General features: G+C 60.1%; 15 protein-coding genes and 1 pseudogene. 6 read left to right on the forward strand and 10 right to left on the reverse strand.

Features of this window, described 5'->3' with window-relative positions:
* The first annotated feature begins 219 nt into the window (after positions 1 to 219).
* Complete coding sequence (locus FHT70_RS21310) at positions 220 to 1,941, forward strand: alpha-glucosidase (RefSeq protein WP_183704665.1); 1,722 nt, start codon at positions 220 to 222, stop codon at positions 1,939 to 1,941.
* Positions 1,942 to 1,963: 22 nt separating this feature from the next.
* On the opposite strand, the gene ade is transcribed toward FHT70_RS21310, so the two are convergent.
* Positions 1,964 to 3,661 (reverse strand): adenine deaminase, encoded by a 1,698-nt coding sequence (gene ade, locus FHT70_RS21315; RefSeq protein WP_183704666.1) that lies wholly within the window; start codon positions 3,659 to 3,661, stop codon positions 1,964 to 1,966.
* A 116-nt stretch (positions 3,662 to 3,777) separates the two neighbouring features.
* Positions 3,778 to 4,881 (reverse strand): branched-chain amino acid ABC transporter substrate-binding protein, encoded by a 1,104-nt coding sequence (locus FHT70_RS21320; RefSeq protein ID WP_183704668.1) that lies wholly within the window; start codon positions 4,879 to 4,881, stop codon positions 3,778 to 3,780.
* Positions 4,882 to 5,331: 450 nt separating this feature from the next.
* Here FHT70_RS21320 and FHT70_RS21325 point away from each other — a divergent pair, with 450 nt between their 5' ends.
* A complete protein-coding gene (locus tag FHT70_RS21325; protein WP_183704670.1) occupies positions 5,332 to 6,246 on the forward strand; it encodes an HD-GYP domain-containing protein in 915 nt (304 codons plus the stop codon).
* Between the two features lie 78 nt (positions 6,247 to 6,324).
* Here the strand turns inward: FHT70_RS21325 and FHT70_RS21330 are convergent, their stop codons facing one another.
* The 6 genes from FHT70_RS21330 to FHT70_RS21355 form a co-directional block, all read right to left on the reverse strand.
* Positions 6,325 to 7,650, reverse strand: a complete 1,326-nt coding sequence (locus FHT70_RS21330; protein ID WP_183704672.1) for an aspartate aminotransferase family protein — start codon at positions 7,648 to 7,650, stop codon at positions 6,325 to 6,327.
* 338 nt (positions 7,651 to 7,988) lie between these two features.
* Positions 7,989 to 8,306, reverse strand: coding sequence for a metalloregulator ArsR/SmtB family transcription factor (locus FHT70_RS21335; RefSeq protein WP_183704674.1), 318 nt, complete (start codon positions 8,304 to 8,306; stop codon positions 7,989 to 7,991).
* Positions 8,307 to 8,414: 108 nt separating this feature from the next.
* On the reverse strand, positions 8,415 to 9,164 hold the full coding sequence (locus FHT70_RS21340) for a pyridoxamine 5'-phosphate oxidase family protein (protein WP_183704676.1): 750 nt from the start codon (positions 9,162 to 9,164) through the stop codon (positions 8,415 to 8,417).
* Positions 9,165 to 9,195: 31 nt separating this feature from the next.
* Complete coding sequence (gene choV / locus FHT70_RS21345; protein WP_064804161.1) at positions 9,196 to 10,248, reverse strand: choline ABC transporter ATP-binding protein; 1,053 nt, start codon at positions 10,246 to 10,248, stop codon at positions 9,196 to 9,198.
* Positions 10,245 to 11,090, reverse strand: coding sequence for a choline ABC transporter permease subunit (gene choW, locus FHT70_RS21350; protein WP_097596985.1), 846 nt, complete (start codon positions 11,088 to 11,090; stop codon positions 10,245 to 10,247). The genes choV and choW overlap by 4 nt, the downstream gene beginning before the upstream one ends.
* 74 nt (positions 11,091 to 11,164) lie before the next feature.
* Positions 11,165 to 12,121: a choline ABC transporter substrate-binding protein gene (locus tag FHT70_RS21355; RefSeq protein ID WP_183704678.1), complete on the reverse strand. Its 957-nt coding sequence runs from the start codon at positions 12,119 to 12,121 to the stop codon at positions 11,165 to 11,167.
* 235 nt (positions 12,122 to 12,356) lie between these two features.
* Between FHT70_RS21355 and FHT70_RS21360 the strand changes: the two genes are divergently transcribed.
* The 3 genes from FHT70_RS21360 (at position 12,357) to FHT70_RS21370 (ending at position 15,624) form a co-directional block, all read left to right on the forward strand.
* The gene (locus FHT70_RS21360; RefSeq protein ID WP_183704679.1) at positions 12,357 to 12,959 is read left to right on the forward strand and encodes a thymidine kinase; all 603 of its coding nucleotides are present in this window, start codon (positions 12,357 to 12,359) and stop codon (positions 12,957 to 12,959) included.
* Between the two features lie 228 nt (positions 12,960 to 13,187).
* A complete protein-coding gene (locus FHT70_RS21365; RefSeq protein WP_183704681.1) occupies positions 13,188 to 14,261 on the forward strand; it encodes a hypothetical protein in 1,074 nt (357 codons plus the stop codon).
* Between the two features lie 232 nt (positions 14,262 to 14,493).
* Positions 14,494 to 15,624: a DUF2333 family protein gene (locus tag FHT70_RS21370; RefSeq protein ID WP_183704683.1), complete on the forward strand. Its 1,131-nt coding sequence runs from the start codon at positions 14,494 to 14,496 to the stop codon at positions 15,622 to 15,624.
* 11 nt (positions 15,625 to 15,635) lie between these two features.
* Here FHT70_RS21370 and FHT70_RS21375 read toward each other — a convergent pair.
* Positions 15,636 to 16,096 (reverse strand): annotated as a pseudogene (locus FHT70_RS21375) (PAS domain-containing protein).
* Positions 16,097 to 16,141: 45 nt separating this feature from the next.
* Complete coding sequence (locus FHT70_RS21380; protein WP_085778952.1) at positions 16,142 to 16,867, reverse strand: LuxR family transcriptional regulator; 726 nt, start codon at positions 16,865 to 16,867, stop codon at positions 16,142 to 16,144.
* 331 nt (positions 16,868 to 17,198) lie between these two features.
* On the opposite strand from FHT70_RS21380, the gene FHT70_RS21385 reads away from it, so the two are divergent.
* Positions 17,199 to 18,824, forward strand: coding sequence for a hypothetical protein (locus FHT70_RS21385; protein WP_183704685.1), 1,626 nt, complete (start codon positions 17,199 to 17,201; stop codon positions 18,822 to 18,824).
* Positions 18,825 to 18,886: the final 62 nt, after the last annotated feature.

The raw sequence follows: 18,886 nt of genomic DNA on the forward strand, positions 1-18,886 counted from the left end.
TGCAGGTCAGTGCGCACCTTATCGCAAAGGCTTTGCGTTGCAACCCCAAATCCGGAGGCTGGTTTGCGGTTGTGGACAAGCCTATATACGTCTCCCTCTTGCGGGATCGCGACGAAGCGTCGCGGCGATTTCGGCTCCATTCATAACGGCTTCACATGGTTGTCTTTTGTTTCGTCCGCTTTAGTGTGGCGAGCGCGAACAAGGCAGGAGACGTAGCCGATGGCATTGCAGGCAGGCGGGAATGCGGACTGGTGGCGCGGAGCGGTGATCTATCAGGTCTACCCGCGCTCGTTTCAGGACACCAACAGCGATGGGCTCGGCGATCTCAAGGGGATCACCCGCCGGCTGCCGCATATCGCCAGCCTCGGTGTCGATGCGATCTGGCTTTCGCCCTTCTTCAAGTCTCCGATGGCCGACATGGGTTACGACGTTTCCGATTATTGCGACGTAGACCCGATCTTCGGCACGCTCGCCGATTTCGACGAGATGATGGCCGAGGCGCACAGGCTCGGCATCAAAGTGATCATCGACCAGGTGATCTCGCACACCTCCGACCGACATCCCTGGTTCGTCGAGAGCCGGGCGAGCCGGAGCAATCCGAAGGCGGACTGGTATGTCTGGGCCGATCCGAAGCCCGATGGGACGGCGCCGAACAACTGGCTGTCGATCTTCGGCGGCCCGGGCTGGGAATGGGACGGCGTGCGCCGGCAATATTACCAACACAATTTCCTGACTTCGCAGCCTGACCTCAATTTCCACAGCGAAGAAGTGCAGGAGGCGGTGCTGCAGACGGTGAAGTTCTGGCTCGACCGCGGCGTCGACGGCTTCCGGCTGGACACGGTCAACTATTATTTCTGCGATAAGCAGCTCCGAAGCAATCCGCCGCATGAGCCCGATACCAGTGACGGGGGCCTCGATGCGCCCGACACCAATCCTTACGGCATGCAGAACCACCTCTACGACAAGACGCAGCCGGAAAATATCAGCTTTCTCAAGCGGTTTCGGGCGCTGCTCGACCGCTATGAAGATCGCACGACCGTCGGCGAAGTCGGCGACGGCGCTCGCTCGCTGAAGACGGTGGCCGCCTATACGAGTGGCGACGACAAGCTGCACATGTGCTACACCTTCGATCTGCTGGGGCCTGATTTCACCGCCGCGCATATCCGCGGCTGCGTCGAAGCCTTCCAGAAATCGGTGACCGACGGTTGGGTCTGCTGGGCTTTCTCCAATCATGACGTGATGCGCCATGTCAGCCGGTTCGCGCTGACGGAAGAGGAGCGGCCTGTTATCGCCAAGCTTGCGATCTCCGTACTTGCGGCGCTGCGCGGTTCGATTTGCCTTTATCAAGGCGAGGAGCTCGGATTGCCGGAGGCGGAGCTTGCCTTCGAGGATCTGCGCGATCCCTACGGCATCCGCTTCTGGCCGGCCTTCAAGGGCCGCGACGGATGCCGCACGCCGATGCCCTGGGAGGCCGGCAAGGCGCATGCGGGCTTCACCTCGGCCGAGAAGAGCTGGCTGCCGGTGCCTTACGAGCAAGCTGCGCTTTCCGTGGATACACAGGAGGACAGCGACAACTCGGTGCTGCACCACTACCGCCGGACGCTCGCCTTCCGGAAGAGCCACCCTGCGCTTGTTGACGGCGAGATGACCTTCATCGGCACAAATCAGGACCTGCTCGCCTTCACCCGCGACAAGGACGGAGAGAAACTGCTGTTCGTTTTCAACCTGACGCGCAAACCGGCGGAATTCCGCCTGCCTGACGGCATGGTATTCGGAGAGCCCTTGGCCATGCCGGGCTACGAGGCTGTGGACGGTGCCGGGACGGTGGCACTTGCGGCGCTGGACGGATTTTGTGCGCGGGTTGGCGGCCTCTCGAAGCTGCTCGGGAAGGTGCCCGTTGCGAAACCTGTCGAGGGTGAATTGCCGGAGGCCTGGCAGTAAGCCCACCCCAACCCGGCGCTACTCACCCGATCAGCGCGAACTTGTCCACGTCGACCATGCCACGGTCGGAAATCTTCAGATGCGGGATGACGGGCAGCGGCAGGAAGGCCAGTTGGAGGAAGGGCTCTTCCAGCGTGGCGCCGAGTGCCAAGGCGGCCTGGCGCAGATGGTGCAGTGTGTCGCGCACTGTCTCGTAAGGCTCGATGCTCATCAGGCCGGCGACGGGTAGCGCGATTTCGCCGGTGATCTTGCCATCCTCAACAACGACGAAGCCGCCCTTGATCTCTCCGAGGCGATTTGCGGCGAGCGCCATGTCGTCCTCTTCGACCCCGACGACGCAGATATTGTGGCTGTCATGGCCGACGGTGGAGGCGATCGCACCCTTCTTCAGGCCGAAGCCCTGGACGAAGCCATTGGCATGATTTCCGTTCTTGCCGTGGCGCTCGATGACGGCGACCTTGATGATGTCGTTGGTTAGATCGACCGTCGCCTCGTTGCCCTTGGCCGGCAGGCGGTAGCGGCGATGCTCGGTGATGATCTTGCCCGGCATGACGCCGATGACCGACGTTTCGCCCTCGGTGACCGGTACGCCAAAATGGGCGGCATTGACCCGCCGGGCCTTGACGCTGTCGAGGCCGATCGGGGCGACCGGTTTGCGCGTGGCAAAAAGCTCGTCGGTGACGCGGCGGCCGGCGGAAAAAACCATCTCTGCACGGCAGCTTTGCAGGCTGTCGAGAACCACGAGATCGGCGCGCCAGCCCGGGGCCACCAGGCCGCGGTCTCTAAGGCCGAAGGCTTGTGCGGCAGAGATCGAGGCGGCGCGGTAGATGGCGAGCGGCTCGACGCCGCTCGCGATCGCCGTGCGGATCATATGATCGAGATGGCCCTGTTCGGCGATATCGAGCGGATTGCGGTCGTCGGTGCAGAGCGCGAGGTAGGGTGAAAGCCGCTCGGTGATGATGGGGATCAGCGCGGCGAGGTCTTTGGAGACAGAGCCCTCGCGCACCAGGATGTGCATGCCCTTGCGAATCTTTTCCAGCGCCTCGGCGGCGCTCGTGCACTCATGCTCGGTGCGGATGCCGGCCGCGAGATAGCCGTTGAGGTCGTTGCCGGAGAGAAGCGGCGCGTGGCCATCGATATGGCCGCCCTGGAAGGCGTCGAGCTTAGCCATGCAGACGGGATCCTTGTGGATCACGCCGGGGAAATTCATGAATTCGGCAAGGCCGATGACTTTCGGATGTTCGCGGAAGGGCAGCAGGCTTTCGATCGGCAGGTCGGCGCCCGCAGTTTCAAGATGCGTGGCCGGCACGCAGGAGGAGAGCTGGACGCGGATGTCCATGATCGTCTCCAGCGCGGATTTAAGGAAGAATTCGATGCCCTCGGCGCCGAGCACATTAGCGATCTCGTGCGGATCGCAGATAGCGGTCGTGACGCCATAGGGCAGGACGCAGCGGTCGAATTCATGCGGCGTCACCAGCGAGGATTCGATGTGCAGATGCGTGTCGATGAAGCCCGGAACGACTATTCTGCCCGAGATGTCGATCTCGGTCTCGCCCGCATAATCGCCCGCAGTGCCAACAATGCGGTCAGCGCCGATGGCGATGTCGGAGCGGACGATTTCGCCGGTGACGAGATCGAAGAAGCTGCCGCCCTTCAGCACGATGTCGGCGGGGATACGGCCCACACCCTGGTCGATGAGACGTTCGAGTCTGTTGGTCATGGCACCGCTCACATTGCAAACCGATTCCGGAACTTATAACCGATCTGCCGCGACATGCGATGCCACAAACGAAACCGGGCGCTTATAGCGCCCGGTCGCAATCTGCAAATCTGGGATTATTCCGCAGCGACGATCTTCCCGCCTTCCCACTTATAGAGCGAGAAGCTCTGCGAGGTCAGGTCGCCGGTCTCGCCGTAGGTGAGCTTCCCGATGGCGGTCGGAACCTCCATGCCGCCCTTCAGTGCAGCCGCGACGGCTTCCGCATCCTCGGCGCTGCCGGCTTTCTCGATACCGGCTTTCAGAACTTCGACGGCGGCATAGGCGTTGAGCGTGAAGGCCTCGGCCGGAATGTTCTTGGCGGTGAGCGCATCGGCAGCACTCTTGGAGTCCGGGCTCTTGGTGGCGTCGGAAGCGTTGGTGAACAGCGTGCCTCCCGCCGCATCGGTTCCGATCGCCCAGAATTCCGTATTGGAGAGGCCGTCGCCGCCGATGATCATCGCGTTGGCGGAGAGATCGTGCAGCTGGCGGGCGAGCAGGCCGCCTTCCGGGTGGTAGCCGCCAAAATAGACGATGTCGACCTTTTCGGCCTTGATGCGGGTGGTGAGGGCGCTGAAATCCTTGTCGCCTGGTGTGATTGCGTCATTGACGACTTCGGTGACGCCGCCGGCATTCAGCGTCGCCTTGAAGGCGTCGGCAAGACCCTTGCCGTAGGCGCCCTTGTCGTTGACGATGGCAATGCGTTTGTCCTTGAAATTCTTCAGCACGTATTTGGCGGCGACTTCGGCCTGCTGATCGTCGCGGCCGCAGGTGCGCAGCACGTTGGCGAGGCCGCGCTTTGTGAGGTCGGGAGCTGTCGCGGTCGGGGTGACCATCAGCACGCCGTTTTCAGCCAAAACGTCCGACACGGGGATCGCTACGCCCGATGTCACCGGGCCGACGACGAAGCGGATGCCGTCGCCGACGACCTTGTTGGCCGCGGAAACGCCCTGCTTCGGTTCGCCGGCATCATCGGCCAGCTCCAACACGACTTTCTCACCGAGAATGCCGCCCTTCTTGTTGATTTCATCGACAGCAGTCTGAGCGCCGTTCTTCACCTGATCGCCATAGGCGGCGACAGGACCGGTCAATGGCGCGATCAGACCGATGGTGATATCGGCATGCGCAAGCGGCGCAAAGGCGAGTGACGCGACGAGGGTCGCCGTCAATGTCTTGAGGGTCATTGTCTGTCTCCTTGGATGGGGTCGTCGACCCGCGATGATGTGCCGCGCCGGCTTTCCCGATCATTCAACAGCCACCGGAGGCTGTGCCAAGGACGATCGGTAACGGTGCGATCGGCGAACCCGCCGGCCATGTTTGACTCGGTGAGGGCTCATGGCGAGATTTCTAGAAATTTTGATGAGATTGCGCAAGTTCATAACAAAATGGAAGGAAAATTCGGCCGATCCGGCCGAGAATTCAGTCGAAACCGATCATTTCCTTCGATTTTCCATAATTTTCAGAGGCGAGGCGGCGAATGGTCACGACCTGCCTCCGGACAAAATCACCTCCATAAGGTTGTCTTTAGCTTTCCTATTAACCGTTAGTTTGGCCAAGGGCAGTAGTATCCAGGAGACCCCGAATACCGCCGCATTGAAAAAGAGAACATAGACCTATCGGGAAACAGAAATCTGATGCTCAAGCGTATCGACGCCGGTCAGGTATGTATCGGAATGTTTGTGGAGGTTGTCGAGGGCCTGTGGCAGGATCCGTTTTTGTCCAAGCGCAGATTTTCCCTGCGACGCGAAGTTGATGCTGCAAAAATTCGTAAATGCGGCACTGCCGGCGTCGTCATCAATACCAGCAAGGGGCTCGATACCAACGGCCTGCCGGGCCGTGACGTCGAGATCGACATTCAGGCCGCGCGCGACACCGTCCAGAGATCCATGCCGTTGTTGGAACAGGCTTTCGCAAAGCTGCGGAACGGCGATGGAGTCAGCATAGATCATGTGGCGCCGGTGATCTCGTCCGTCTCCAAGTCGATGGATGAGAGCCCTGCGGTGTTCCTGAGCGTCACACGCCTGAAATCAAAGGACGAGGTAACCTTCCTGCATTCCATTTCGGTGAGCGCGCTGATGATCCTTTTCGGCCGCCATCTCGCACTCGACGAGCATACGATTCAGATGCTCGGCACTGCGGGTTTGCTGCACGATGTCGGTAAGCTTGAAGTTCCAATTGAGGTGCTGAACAAGGCAGGGCCTCTGGAAAAGGATGAGATCGGCTTGCTTCGGGGCCATCCGGAGAAGGGGCACGCGATCCTGTCGCGGCAGGAGGGCATCTCGGACATCGTTCTCGACGTTTGCCTCAATCATCACGAACGCATCGACGGCAAGGGCTATCCGCGCAGCTTGCCCGCCAGCGAGGTGAGCCTCCACGCGCGGATGGCCACGATCTGCGATGTTTATGACGCCATTACCTCTGTGCGGCCATACAAGGCGCCGTGGAGTGCCAGCCAGGCACTGAAATGGATGTTCGGTGCCGAGGGGCATTTCGATCGCCAGCTCCTGAAAAAGTTCGCCCTCTGTCTTTCCGTCGCCTCTGTGAGCTGAGGTCTGAATTTTCAGACGAAAAGACCCGCGAGAACATTGTCCATCGCGGGTCTCTGGCACCGAGCTTCGAGAGCCTCTTCAGATGTTGTTCTGAAGGATGGTCCTCAGCTTGCCGAAGAGCTCGTCGATATGCTGCTTCTCGATGATCAGCGGTGGTGAGAGCGCGATGATGTCACCGGTGGTGCGGATCAGAAGCCCGCTCTCATAGGCCTTCAGGAAGGCGGTGAAGGCGCGCTTCGTCGGCTCGCCGGCGATCGGGTCAAGTTCGATTGCGCCGATCAGACCGGTGTTCCTGATGTCGATGACGTTGGTGCAGTCCCTGAGCGAATGCAGCGCATCGGCCCAATAATCGGAAAGCTCAGCGGCGCGGGTGAGCAGACCTTCTTCCTTGTAGGTGTCGAGCGTGGCGAGGGCTGCGGCGGAAGCGATCGGGTTCCCGGAATAGGTATAGCCGTGGAAGAACTCAATCATGTGCTCCGGGCCGTTCATGAAGGCGTCATGGATCTCGGAGGTGACGAAGACGGCGCCCATCGGAATGACGCCGTTGGTCAGCCCCTTGGCGGTGGTGATCATGTCGGGCTTGACGTCGTAATATTGCGCGGCGAAGGGGGCGCCGAGACGGCCGAAGCCGGTGATGACTTCGTCGAAGATCAGAAGGATGCCGTGTTTGGTGCAGATTTCGCGCAGCTTCTGCAGGTAGCCCTTCGGCGGAATCAGGACGCCCGTGGAGCCGGCCACCGGCTCGACGATGACGGCCGCGATGGTGGAGGCATCATGCAGCGTGACGATGCGCTCGAGTTCAGTGGCGATGTCGCCGCCATGCTCAGGTTCGCCGCGGGTGAAGTTGTTCTTGCCGGGCTGGTGGGTGTGCGGCATGTGATCGACACCGGTCAGGAGCGTGCCGAACATCTTTCGGTTGGCGACGATGCCGCCGACGGAGATGCCGCCGAAATTGACGCCGTGATAGCCGCGCTCGCGGCCGATCAGGCGGAAACGCGAACCGTTACCCTTCACGCGGTGATAGGCAAGCGCGACTTTGAGGGCAGTCTCGACGGATTCGGAACCGGAATTGGTGTAGAGGACGTGGTTCATGCCTTCCGGAGCGATATCGACCAGGCGGTTCGCCAGTTCGAACGCCTTGGGATGGCCGAGCTGGAAAGCCGGCGCGTAATCGAGTTCGCCCGCCTGCTGGCGGATCGCTTCGGTGATCTTCGGGCGGCAGTGGCCGGCGTTGACGCACCAGAGGCCAGCCGTGCCGTCCAACACCTGACGACCGTCATGGGTGGTATAATACATGTCCTTGGCGCCCACGAATAACCGCGGCTCCTTCTTGAACTGGCGATTGGACGTAAAGGGCATCCAGAAGGCACGAAGATCATTCGGTGCATTGAGGCGGTTGGACATGCTGTTCTCCTGGCCGTTGGCGGCCCGTTCCCGAGGGGTTTGTCGTCCGAATTTTTACTGCCCGGTCAAATTATCAGCGCTTCCCAACGCGTCAACGAGAAAAGTCCCAACGCTCCCATTCCGTTCAGCATCCGATGTTGCGTCGCCGGCAAGAAGTCGCGGGTTGGGCTGATGTCAGGCATCAGACGAAGGTCACACAGAATCCGAAAAAACGACCGGCAGATCGCGTGATTTGCCGGTCGTGTCTTTAAGGTTTAGGTGCTGAAATACGTTGCCGATGCTCCCAGGGGTATTCCCATGCGGCGCGGCACCGGCGGACTGTTATGTCAGCGCTATCATCAGGCTGCGGATCTATTTCGGCTCGGAATGAGGTAGATGTCTTCGAGCGTCGCCAAGATCTTCATGACAGGCTCGGATGTGCTCGAATAGTAGATGGTCTGGGCGTCGCGGCGGGTCTTGACAAGCTTCTGCGCGCGCAGTTTCGAAAGGTGCTGTGAAAGCGCCGACTGGCTGAGGCCGACTTGTGTGGCAAGTACGCCGACGGCGACTTCGCCCTTCACCAGGCTGCACAGGATCAGCAATCTTTTGGGGTTGGCCATGGCTGACAATAGTGCTGCCGCCACATTCGTGTGGTCAGCCAAATCAGGGGTTTCCATATTCTTATCTTCCTAATGCGAAACGTACATCATCTATCTGGTAAGGGCTGTCTGCCGGAGCCCGCGGCAAAATTAGCAACTGGGCTCGAAGATTGTATATACCTAAAATTAAGGTATCGAGTATGCTATTTTAGATATGTTTGAACAAATGTGATCGGAATCCACAGCGGGCGTTTCGAATTCGTATCGCAGCAAAAAGTCGCCGGAAATGATTTCAAAGCCCGCCGGATCGATGCCGCAGATGCGCCAAGAAGCCGATTTCGGGGCCTTTAAGCGCGCTGCAAGGGTTTCCGCCACATCGGGATGGCGCTCTACTAAATCTCGCACTGTTTCGGCCGCTTTGGCGGCAATCTCTTCGATTGCCGGCGATTGGATGATGAGATCCCCGCCGTCGAGATGGTAGGCGCGGCCGAAGCCGGCGTTGAGGCTCGCCTGCTCCGGTTTGAGACGGAAGAAGAGAAAATCGGGGAAATCGATATAGAGATTTGCCTTGGGATGGCGATCGAGAAAACGCGTGCGAATGCGCTCGTGGAACCGATGACCATGCTCAATCGGCTCCGCCGTGCATTGGGTCGTCAGCCGGCTATGGGCAAGCGGATCGCCTTTGCCCGGCTCACCGGTCAGCAACGAGGCGCGCGGGTCTCGTACTAGCGCTTTCGTGTGAGCTGAAAGCTTCGAAACGAGAATAACGGGCGCGCCGTCGACATCGGTAGCGAGAAGGACACGGCTGGCAAAGGGAAAACCAGTGTCGGGATCGAGAACGGCAATTGCCGCGTACCGTGCGGAGCGCAGCAGCACGCGGCCGAGCCTACGGGCCTCGTCGTCGGTTTCGCGTAAGGGCGAGGGCTGATCTTTCATGTCCGCTTTGTGGCAAAGCGGATCGAAAACATCAAGCGTCCTCCTTGCGGCGATGGCGCGTGAGGCCGGCGACGATATCCTGGGCGGTGATGGTGCCGATGACGGTGCCGTTTTCCACGATGCCGATGCTGCCCGGCTGACGGGCGAGTACGTCGAGGACATCGACGAGCGGGGTCGCGGCGCGGGCCGTGGCGCTGACGCTCATACCGGCAGCGGTCTGGCCGAGGCCGGGCTGCATAACGTCGGCGGCCGTCAGCATGTTGATCGGGTTGAGGTTCTGCACGAAGTCGGCGACATACTGGTCCGCGGGGTTCTTGACGATGTCGTGCGGCGTTCCGCACTGAATGATCCGACCGCCCTCCATGATGGCGATGCGGTTGCCGATGCGGAAGGCCTCGTCGAGATCGTGGCTGACGAAGAGAATGGTCTTCTTCAGCCGCCGCTGGAACTCCAGGAGTTCGTCCTGGAGGCGGGTGCGGATCAGCGGGTCGAGCGCAGAGAAGGGCTCATCCATGAGCAGGATCGGAGCGCCGGTGGCAAAGGCTCGGGCAAGGCCGACACGCTGCTGCATGCCGCCTGACAGCTCGTTGACCTTACGGTTTGCCCATTTCGTCAGGTTGACGAGTTCGAGCTGCTCGCCGACGCGGGCCTTGCGTTCGGCCTCCGGCATGCCGGCGAGTTCGAGACCGAAGCCGACATTTTCGGCGACGGTGCGCCAGGGCAGGAGGGCGAACTGCTGGAACACCATGGAGACGGTGTGGGTGCGCAGTTCGCGCAGCGCTTTGGCATTGCATTTGTAAGGGTTGACGAGGCCGGTGGTCGTGGATACCGCGACGTCGCCGCGCACCACGGGAGCGAGCCCGTTGACGGCGCGCAGCAAAGTCGACTTGCCCGAACCGGAAAGGCCCATCAGCACGAGGATTTCGCCTTCCTCGATCGTCAGCGAGGCATTGGCGACGCCCAGCACCAGGCCGGTCGCGGCGCCGATCTCGTCGCGCGTTTTGCCCTGGTCGGCCATGGCAAGGGCGGCTTCCGGCCGATCGCCGAAGATAATGCTGACATCCTTGAAGCTTACCGCGGTCATGCGCCGTCTCCTTCACCCGCCGTGCGGAACATGCGGTCGAGAATGATCGCCAGGATGACGATACAGAGACCGGCTTCGAAGCCTTTTGCGACATTGACAGTGTTCAGCGCACGCACGACGGGGACGCCGAGACCATCGGCGCCGACGAGTGCGGCGATGACCACCATCGACAGCGACAGCATGATGGTCTGGGTGAGACCCGCCATAATCTGCGGCGCGGCGAAGGGAAGCTCGACCTTGCGCAGCACCTGCATCGGCCGCGCGCCGAAGGCGACCGCGGCTTCGACGAGGGAGGGTGGCGTCGAGATGATACCGAGACGCGTCAATCGGATGGGAGCGGGGATCGCGAAGATGACAGTCGCGATCAAGCCCGGAACCATTCCGAGGCCGAACAGGATCAGCGCCGGGATCAGATAGACGAATGTCGGAATGGTCTGCATCAAATCGAGTACCGGGCGCATGGCTGCATAGACCCAGGCGCGGCGGGCGGCCGCGATACCCAGTGGAATACCGATCACCATGCTGACGAAGGTGGAGGCGAGCACAAGCGCGAGCGTCTCCGTAGTCTCCTTCCAGTATCCTTGATTCATGATGAGCAGCAGCCCAACACAGGTGAAGAGCGTAATCGCGATCGACCGCCGCAGCCAAAAAGCGAGGGCGGAAATGACCGCAATGACGATCAGCGGATGCGGCTTTTGCAACACGAAGAGCAGGCCGTCGATGACGTGCGACAGCAGAAAGGCAAGCTGGTTGAAGAACCATTCGCCATTCGAGGTCAGCCAGTCCACGAAGGATTTGGCCAATGGGCCGATGGGAATCTTAGAGTCGGTGATCCAATTCAAGAGCGCGCCTATCCCGAAAAAATTAACAATCGGACAAAAATTAAAGGGGGCGGCGAGCCGCCCCGTTCATGTGATCAAAGGCCCAGGCTGGTCTTGGCGGCCGCCAGCGCGTCGCCCTTGCCGTCGCGGGTCTTGACGCCGGCGAGCCAGGGCTCGAGCGCCGACGGGTTGGCCTTCAGCCATTCGGTAGCCGCAGCTTCCGGCTCCTTGCCGTCGTCGAGGATCTTACCCATGATCTGGTTCTCCATGTCGAGGGAGAACGTCAGGTTCTTCAGCATGGAGCCGACATTCGGGCATTCGCCGAGGTAACCGGCGCGGACATTTGTGTAGACCTTGGCACCGCCGAAGTCGGGACCGAAGACGTCGTCGCCGCCTGTGAGGTAGGTCAGCTTGAAGTTGGTGTTCATCGGATGGGGTTCCCAGCCGAGGAAGACGACGGGCTTGCCTGCTTTCTCGGCCCGAGCGACCTGGGCGAGCATCCCCTGTTCGGAGGATTCGACGACTTCCATATCCTTCATTCCGAAGGTATTCTTTTCGATCAGATCCATGACGAGGCGGTTGCCGTCATTGCCGGGCTCGATGCCGTAGATCTTGCCGTCGAGATCCTCCTTGTGGGCGGCGATATCCTTGAAATCCTTGATACCGAGCTCGGCACCCTTGGCGTTGGTGGCGAGCGTGTACTTGGCGCCGACGAGGTTCGGGCCGAAGGATTCGACCGACTTGTCATCGATGTAGGGGCGAACGTCCTTTTCCTGCGTCGGCATCCAGTTGCCGAGGAAGATGTCGATGTCCTTGTTCTTCAGCGAGGTATAGGTGACCGGCACCGAGAGGACCTTGATGTCGGTCTGGTAGCCGATGCTTTTCAGGACGACGGAGGCGGTCGCCGTCGTGGCGGTAATATCAGTCCAGCCGACGTCGGAGAAGCGAACGGTGGAGCAGCTGTCGGGATCGGCGGCGAAGGCGGCGGTCGCAACGGAGAGGGCGGCGACGGCAGTTGCAGTGACGAGTTTGAATGTGCTTGTTGTTTTCATTTTAGACTCCCAGTCTTTAGGTCCCCAAGCCAATCACCAATAACCCAGTTTGACAAGCGACCTCAGTGCGTTTGCGTCGTATCGGAGGGTGCGATTGCGACGTTTGCGGTTTTTTCCGAGGTACCCAGTTTTCGAGGCTTTCGACGGAGTCCAGACGGCGATTCCTGTGATTATTGCCCTTGCGGGGCTTTTCTTTGCCACTCCGAGCTTTCAATAACCGATCAAGGAGACTCTGATGGCAAAGCTCTATTTCAACTATTCGACGATGAATGCCGGCAAATCGACGATGCTGCTGCAGGCCTCCTATAATTACCAGGAGCGCGGCATGCGCACGGTGCAGCTGATCGCCGCCTTCGACGAGCGCGCCGGCCGGGGCGTGATCGGCTCGCGGATCGGGCTGGAGGCGAGCGCCATTCCCTTCGAACCGGACGAGGATCTGTTCCGACTGGTCATGACCCTGAGCGGTGAAGGGGCGCCGATCTCCTGCGTCTTCGTCGACGAGGCGCATTTCATGACGCCTCTCCATGTCTGGCAGCTCGCCCGCATCGTCGACCGGCTCGGCATCCCCGTCATGGTCTACGGGCTGAGGACGGATTTTCAGGGCAAGCTGTTTCCGGCCTCACAGGAGCTTTTGGCGATTGCCGACGAAATGCGCGAGGTGCGGACGATCTGCCATTGCGGGCGTAAGGCGACGATGGTGGTGCGGCTGGACGCGCAGGGAAAGGTGCTGCACGAAGGCGCGCAAATCGATGTCGGTGGCAATGAGAAATATGTCTCGCTCTGCCGCAGGCACTGGGACGACGAAGTGAACGGGGCATGGATGGCCGAACCGGTTTGAGACCGTCTAGGAAGAGAGCGCCCTGGAGCTCGAATTCGCCAGACGGGAATACGCCGAAGGCAAGCTAGCGGGGAACCTACGGAGGTCTGACCCCGTGGCGTTCCTTGAGGAGTTGAAAGCTGAACGGCGTCCCGAGCGCGTCTAGTTAGAAGCTCCCTCGATCCTAACTGCTCACACTTTTCGGCGTTATGCTCTAGCTTGAGGCAGAAGATTCCCTGGAGAGATTAGGTGCGCAGAGCCCCACCATTCGATAGCCTGTACGAAGCCGCAGGCGGCCTTGCCGAAAAGATTGCGGCCGAGGGAGCCTATTGCGAAGCCTGCATCCGCGGCTTTGACAGCGACGAAACGCGGTCGGCCGACGAGGTTTTTCTCGAACAGAACGCGCGCTTCCAGGCCCATATTGCCGATGGCACGGCGCTCGATGCGTTGCTTGCCGAACTGGTCTTCACCTTGGACCGGATGACGGCGGAGGTTTCGGCCGATCTCGATAGTTTCCGCGGATTGACGCTGCGCGAGAAAATGGCCGGCTGGACGTCGCGCCAGAGAATGTGGCGCATGTATACCGAACGCGTGCGCGAGGCGCCAGTCATCGAGCGGCTGCTCGACCTCCTGACGAAATCGGACGCGCTCGCCAGGCTGATCGTGAGCCAGCGCACCTCGATCATCGAACGCCACAAGATAGCCGAACACGGACTCGTGGGCATTGTCGAGCAACGGCGCCGGCTGGTCGATTCCATCGATATCGCCCGCCTGAAGATGAAGGAGCTCAACGCCAAAGCACTGACGACGCAGGGCCGTATCGGCGTCTATGGCAACAGGGCGCACTGGGAGCAGATGGAGGCAGAGCGGCGGGCGTTGAAGGCAGAGGCCGAACGAATTTCGGCCGAGGAGCACGAGATGCGGGACGACAGCCAGCGGCGCGAGCGCTTCATCGGCCTGTTCCAAGCTTTCGTCGATTCGCTGAATGGCCGGATCGGTGCCTGCAACGTCTTGCTGCGCAAGCTGATGATCGATGTCGAGGAGCGGCTGATCATCTATCAGGCGCAGGTCGATACCGACCGGCCAGGCATGAAGGTCAGGATCAAGCCGGAACTGTTCCCCGATATTGCAGCCCCGATCAGGCTGTTCGAGAAGGATATGCTGGTCGCCCAGGATCTGGAGCGGCGCAAGAGCCGGGCCGACCTCGACGTCGCCGGAAAATTTCCGGCTTACGCCGAGCTGGCACCGGAAACGTCGGGAGCGCCGCTCATCGATACGGCGCGCAGATCCTTCCGCTTCAGGTTGCCGTTCCTGCGTTCCTGAGCCGTGACGCGCGCGGTTCGCGCTGCTTTCATTCGTAAAAATCGAGGGCTCTTGTTGTGCTCGGGCTGGCGAGCGCATATGTGGATGCAGCGGGGCGGCGATGTCCTCCTGCATAATTCCTTAGATTGGAGCCATTTAAGGAATTATGCAGTGACTCAAAGTGCTACAGCGTCCTTAGCGCGTCTAAAACGCGCGGCGCGGTAGTGTTCGCCTCGCCTGACAGGAGACGACGATGCTTGACCGGATTGCCGGTTTTTTCAGGCGGATCGGCCAGACGATCGCCCGCTGGGCGCGCCTGTTTTCCGCCTGGGCCTTTTGGCCCTTTCTTGCCGCGCATGGCTGGTACCAGCGCCGGAGCTGGTTGATCCGGCTGCCGATCATCGCATTCGTGGCGCTCTTCGCCGTACTTTACGGCTATTTCTTCTGGCAGACGCAGGTCTGGTCGAACTTCAACGCTGCCTTCGTCGACCAATACCGCTTTTCGGAACGCAAGATTGCCGCCGGGCAGGAACTGCCGTCCGCCGAGGGCGCGAGCGGCGCGGCCACCAAGACCTGTCAGCGCTCAGCCATTGTCGATGTCACGGCTGACCTTGCCGATTTCAACGTCAACCAGAACGCATGGATTTCTTCCATGCTGCTCTACAAAATGGGCTTCTTCGGGATCGACTGGGATCACACGCCCTTCCTCGACAACAAGGCCTCGTTCCAGCGTGGCATCAACCAGGCAGTCCGGCGTACCTCGGCGGAGCTTGTCGATACACTCGGGCGCGTGCGCGGCACGTCTGGCATCAACAACGATCTGCAGAGCGCGCGCGGCAATCTGCAGTTCGACGAATATAGCTGGTATTTCGGGCTCAATCCGTTCGGGCCTAAAACGCCAACGCCTTCCTACTACCGCTCGGCGATCGGCAGCCTGCGCAAGTTCAATACTGATCTGTCCGCCTGCAACGTTATTTTCGACGGCCGCGCCGACAATCTGATGCAGTTCATCGACCGCATCGCCAACGATCTCGGCGCCACTTCCGACATGCTCGCCGAGCGCTCGGAACACCATAATCGCGGCTGGTTCGACACGCGTGCCGACGACCGGTTCTGGTTCGCCTACGGCCAGCTTTATGCCTATTACGCCATCCTGACGGCTGCACAGGCGGATTTCTCGCAGGTGGTGCAGGAACGCAATCTCGGCGCGATTTGGAGCGGCACTACGCGGCAGTTCCAAGCGGCACTGCGCATCCAGCCCTCGATCATCTCGAACGGCCGCGAAGATGGCTGGATCATGCCGAGCCACCTCGCGACTATGGGCTTCTATATTCTGAGGGTGCGCTCGAACCTCGTTGAGATCCGGTCGGTGCTCGATCGTTAGAGCGTTGCGCGTCAGCGGCGCCCCGTATGATCCTCGAAGCCAACGACGCGCAGCCTCTCGACGAATTCATAGGTGACGCCGACGATGCCGCCGCCGCTGGCATCGTCACGGAAGCGGCCGATGCTGCGCACCAACTTGTAACCGCCGAGCCAGTTGTCGACGCGATAGACGAAATGGAAGCCGACGCCGTGACGGCTTGCCTCCTCGAAGGTCTGGGCGATCAGGCTGCGGTCTTCGGCGTGAATTCGAGACATCAGTTCGGCCAGATTGACCGGCCCGTCGCTATAGGGAAGATCGAAGATCGTGTGCACATCCTCGCTTGCAAAGAAATGTCCGGGTTCGATGTCGATGCGCCAGAAGCCGAAAAGGCGATAGGCCGCAACCATCTGGACGATTTCCGCATCGGTGATGCCATATGGACGCGGGACTGTTCTATCTTGTCGACGACAGGCTGTTCGAAACGAAGAGACACGATTCTCCCAATCACGGGACGACGTGCTGACCCTCTTCTGATTTTTCAGCTGATCAGCTTCAATCGAATTGCTTTTGCTACCAACTGGGTGCGATTGACGCAATCGAGTTTCTTGATCGCGTTTGTCATGTAGGCGTTTACCGTGTGATCGGAGAGCGCCAGGATCTGGCCGATTTCGATCGAAGTCTTGCCCTGTGCCGTCCAGCGCACGACTTCAAGTTCACGCGCCGACAGCGCATTGTGAGCGTTTTCCTCGTTGCGCCTGACGGCATTGTATGCGTCGAGGGCATGCAGGATGATGATCGCCAGCTCGTTGACCTCGCTCTGGCCGAGCGCCGCACGCTCGCCGCAGAACCAGAAGACCAGGCGCTGCCCATCGAGTGCAATCGTCGGCATGGCAACACCCGCAGGTATCGCATGGCGCAGCATCAAGGCGCGGAGTTCGGCTGGAAAGGCCTGTCCATTGACGGTATCGTCGAGGTGCCAGGCCTGCGGCACGGCCGACTCCCTCAGCCGTACGCCGAAAGGGCAACCGCGCATCATGTTGGCGCGATCGAAGTCTCTGATATAGGCCGCGGGAAGCGAGCTTTCGATCAGTAGCGGTTTCAGGAGGAGGTCTTCCGGCGAGGGAGCGTGCATCAGCGTCGCATAGGACAGTCCGAAAGCCGCAGAGACCCTGCCGAGCCCTTGTGCAAACAGGCCGCGCGTTCCTGCAACAGCAAGTTCCGCCGCAAGCAACGACTGTCTTTCAGAGGTGGTCATATAAGACATTTGTACGCCTCCGGCAGCCCCAATGTTAACGCTATCAAATACACAAACACTGCTGGATGCTAGTCCCAATTGCCTTATCTCAAGCCGATTAGTACGAAACGCGCAGAAATAGTCACGACTGCGCGCGCCTCGGTTGAGTTGGGCTTGTGCAAATAGCGTTGTGGTATCTTTGACTTCTTCCGCGGCGGGATAGCTGCGGATCTCGCCTGCTCCGGGAGCGAAGAGAATCACGCCGGAAGAGCTTGAGCAGCGAGAGGCGTCGAAATCTGGCTTGCTGCGGCACGATGCAATTGATAGGCGTATTATCATGTATAACTGAGGCGATTTAATCGTGCGCTTTGCACCTGCTCTGGCTTTTAAGCATCTGTTTTCTCTGGCAGTACTTGTTTTTCTTTTGTTGAACTTGTCGATCGGTGCCGCACCTTCGCAGGCGGCTGGGCAGAAGAAGCCGGCAGGGCAGCCCCCGATGCGTTTCATCATCGTACACAGCCTCCTCTGTATAGAAGATTGTCCTGAATGGATATCGGCGGAGGGCCGCATAACCGCCGATACTCCCGCCCAGCTTAGAAAAGTTCTGAAGAAAATCGGGGGCCGGAAAGTGCCCGTCGTCTTCCAGTCGGAAGGCGGTGAGGTCGATGCTGCCTATGCGATGGGCCGGATGATCCGCAAGGCAGGCCTGGAAACAGCCATAGGGGGCACGCGACTGAAGGATTGCCCGGAGGATGATGCGCGTTGCGCCGCAGCTATCGCCAAGGATGGCAGCTCGGTCGGCGTCACCTATTCGGATGGTGCATACTGCTTTTCCGCATGTCCGCTGGCCTTCGCCGGCGGCATCTCGCGCGTCTCGTCGCAATGGGCCTTCATTGGCGTCCACCAGATCACGACCGTCTACAACAGGGTGCGTATCTCCTATCGCATCGAATATAAGATCGTGAACGGCAAGAAGACGGAAATTTCCCGCAAAGAGGTTGGACGCAAGGCGGTGGGACAGAGCAGTTCCACCAAGCTCGGCAAGAAGGCGACTGCTGCCTTGACGACCTATTTGAAGGAGATGGGCGTTAGCGGCGATCTGATCGCTTTGATGATGAGTACGGCTCCTCATCGTATCACGATCATACCGCCCGCAGATGCACTTCGCATGGGGCTGAACACCGACATGCTGTCTTACAATGAGTGGCCGGGCATGCCGCTCTGCGTGCCGGATGCCGCCACTGATGCCGTCTGCCACGGCCATTCTGCAGTCGCAGACACAAGCGAGAAACTGCCGACAACCCAGTCGATGGACTTTCTGCTGATGCATCATGGCAATTGTCAGGAGGAGTGCACGCAGTGGATTTCTGCGGAAGGAGACATCACGCCGGATACCCCGGTTCGGCTGAAGGCGATCTTGGAGACGCTTGGCGAAAGAAAGCTGCCGGTCGTGCTTCAGTCCAATGGCGGGGACATGGATGCGGCTTTCGCGACGGGACGTATAATCCATGCTGCAGGCCTGGAGACCTCGGTTGGCAGAACGCGGTTGCCGAACTGCCCGACGCTAAATCCGCGTTGCAAGGCGAGCATGGCCAAAAGCGGTCCAACTGAGGGGGAGGTCTCCGCCGGCGGGGCATACTGCCTTTCGACCTGTGCTCTCGTCTTGATGAGCGGAACGCCGCGAATTGTCGGATATTCCGATATCGGTCTCGTGAGACCCACCACGGCTGAATCTGCGAAATTCTTCGCCTATTTCGACGAGATGGGTGTCAATTCCGAGTCTTTCGAGGCGATGATGATCGCGACCTCGATTGAGCGAAAAGAAATTCCTCGTGCTCAGGCGCTCGAGCTTGGGATCGTCAATGGCATCATCCCTTATGGCGATGAGCCCGGCGACCGCCTGTGTGGACCCGATGCCAAGGAAAGTCTTCGATGCCCCAGAAAAGCTGAGGCAGAGATCATTCCTGCTGCTGGGCCCTCGAACTGACGCGGAAAGGAAGGCCTTGACTGCCGGCTTGCCCGCGCATCGACCTGACAAGCGGTTCGTCG

Source organism: Rhizobium sp. BK049 (assembly GCF_014193135.1).
GTDB lineage: Bacteria > Pseudomonadota > Alphaproteobacteria > Rhizobiales > Rhizobiaceae > Rhizobium.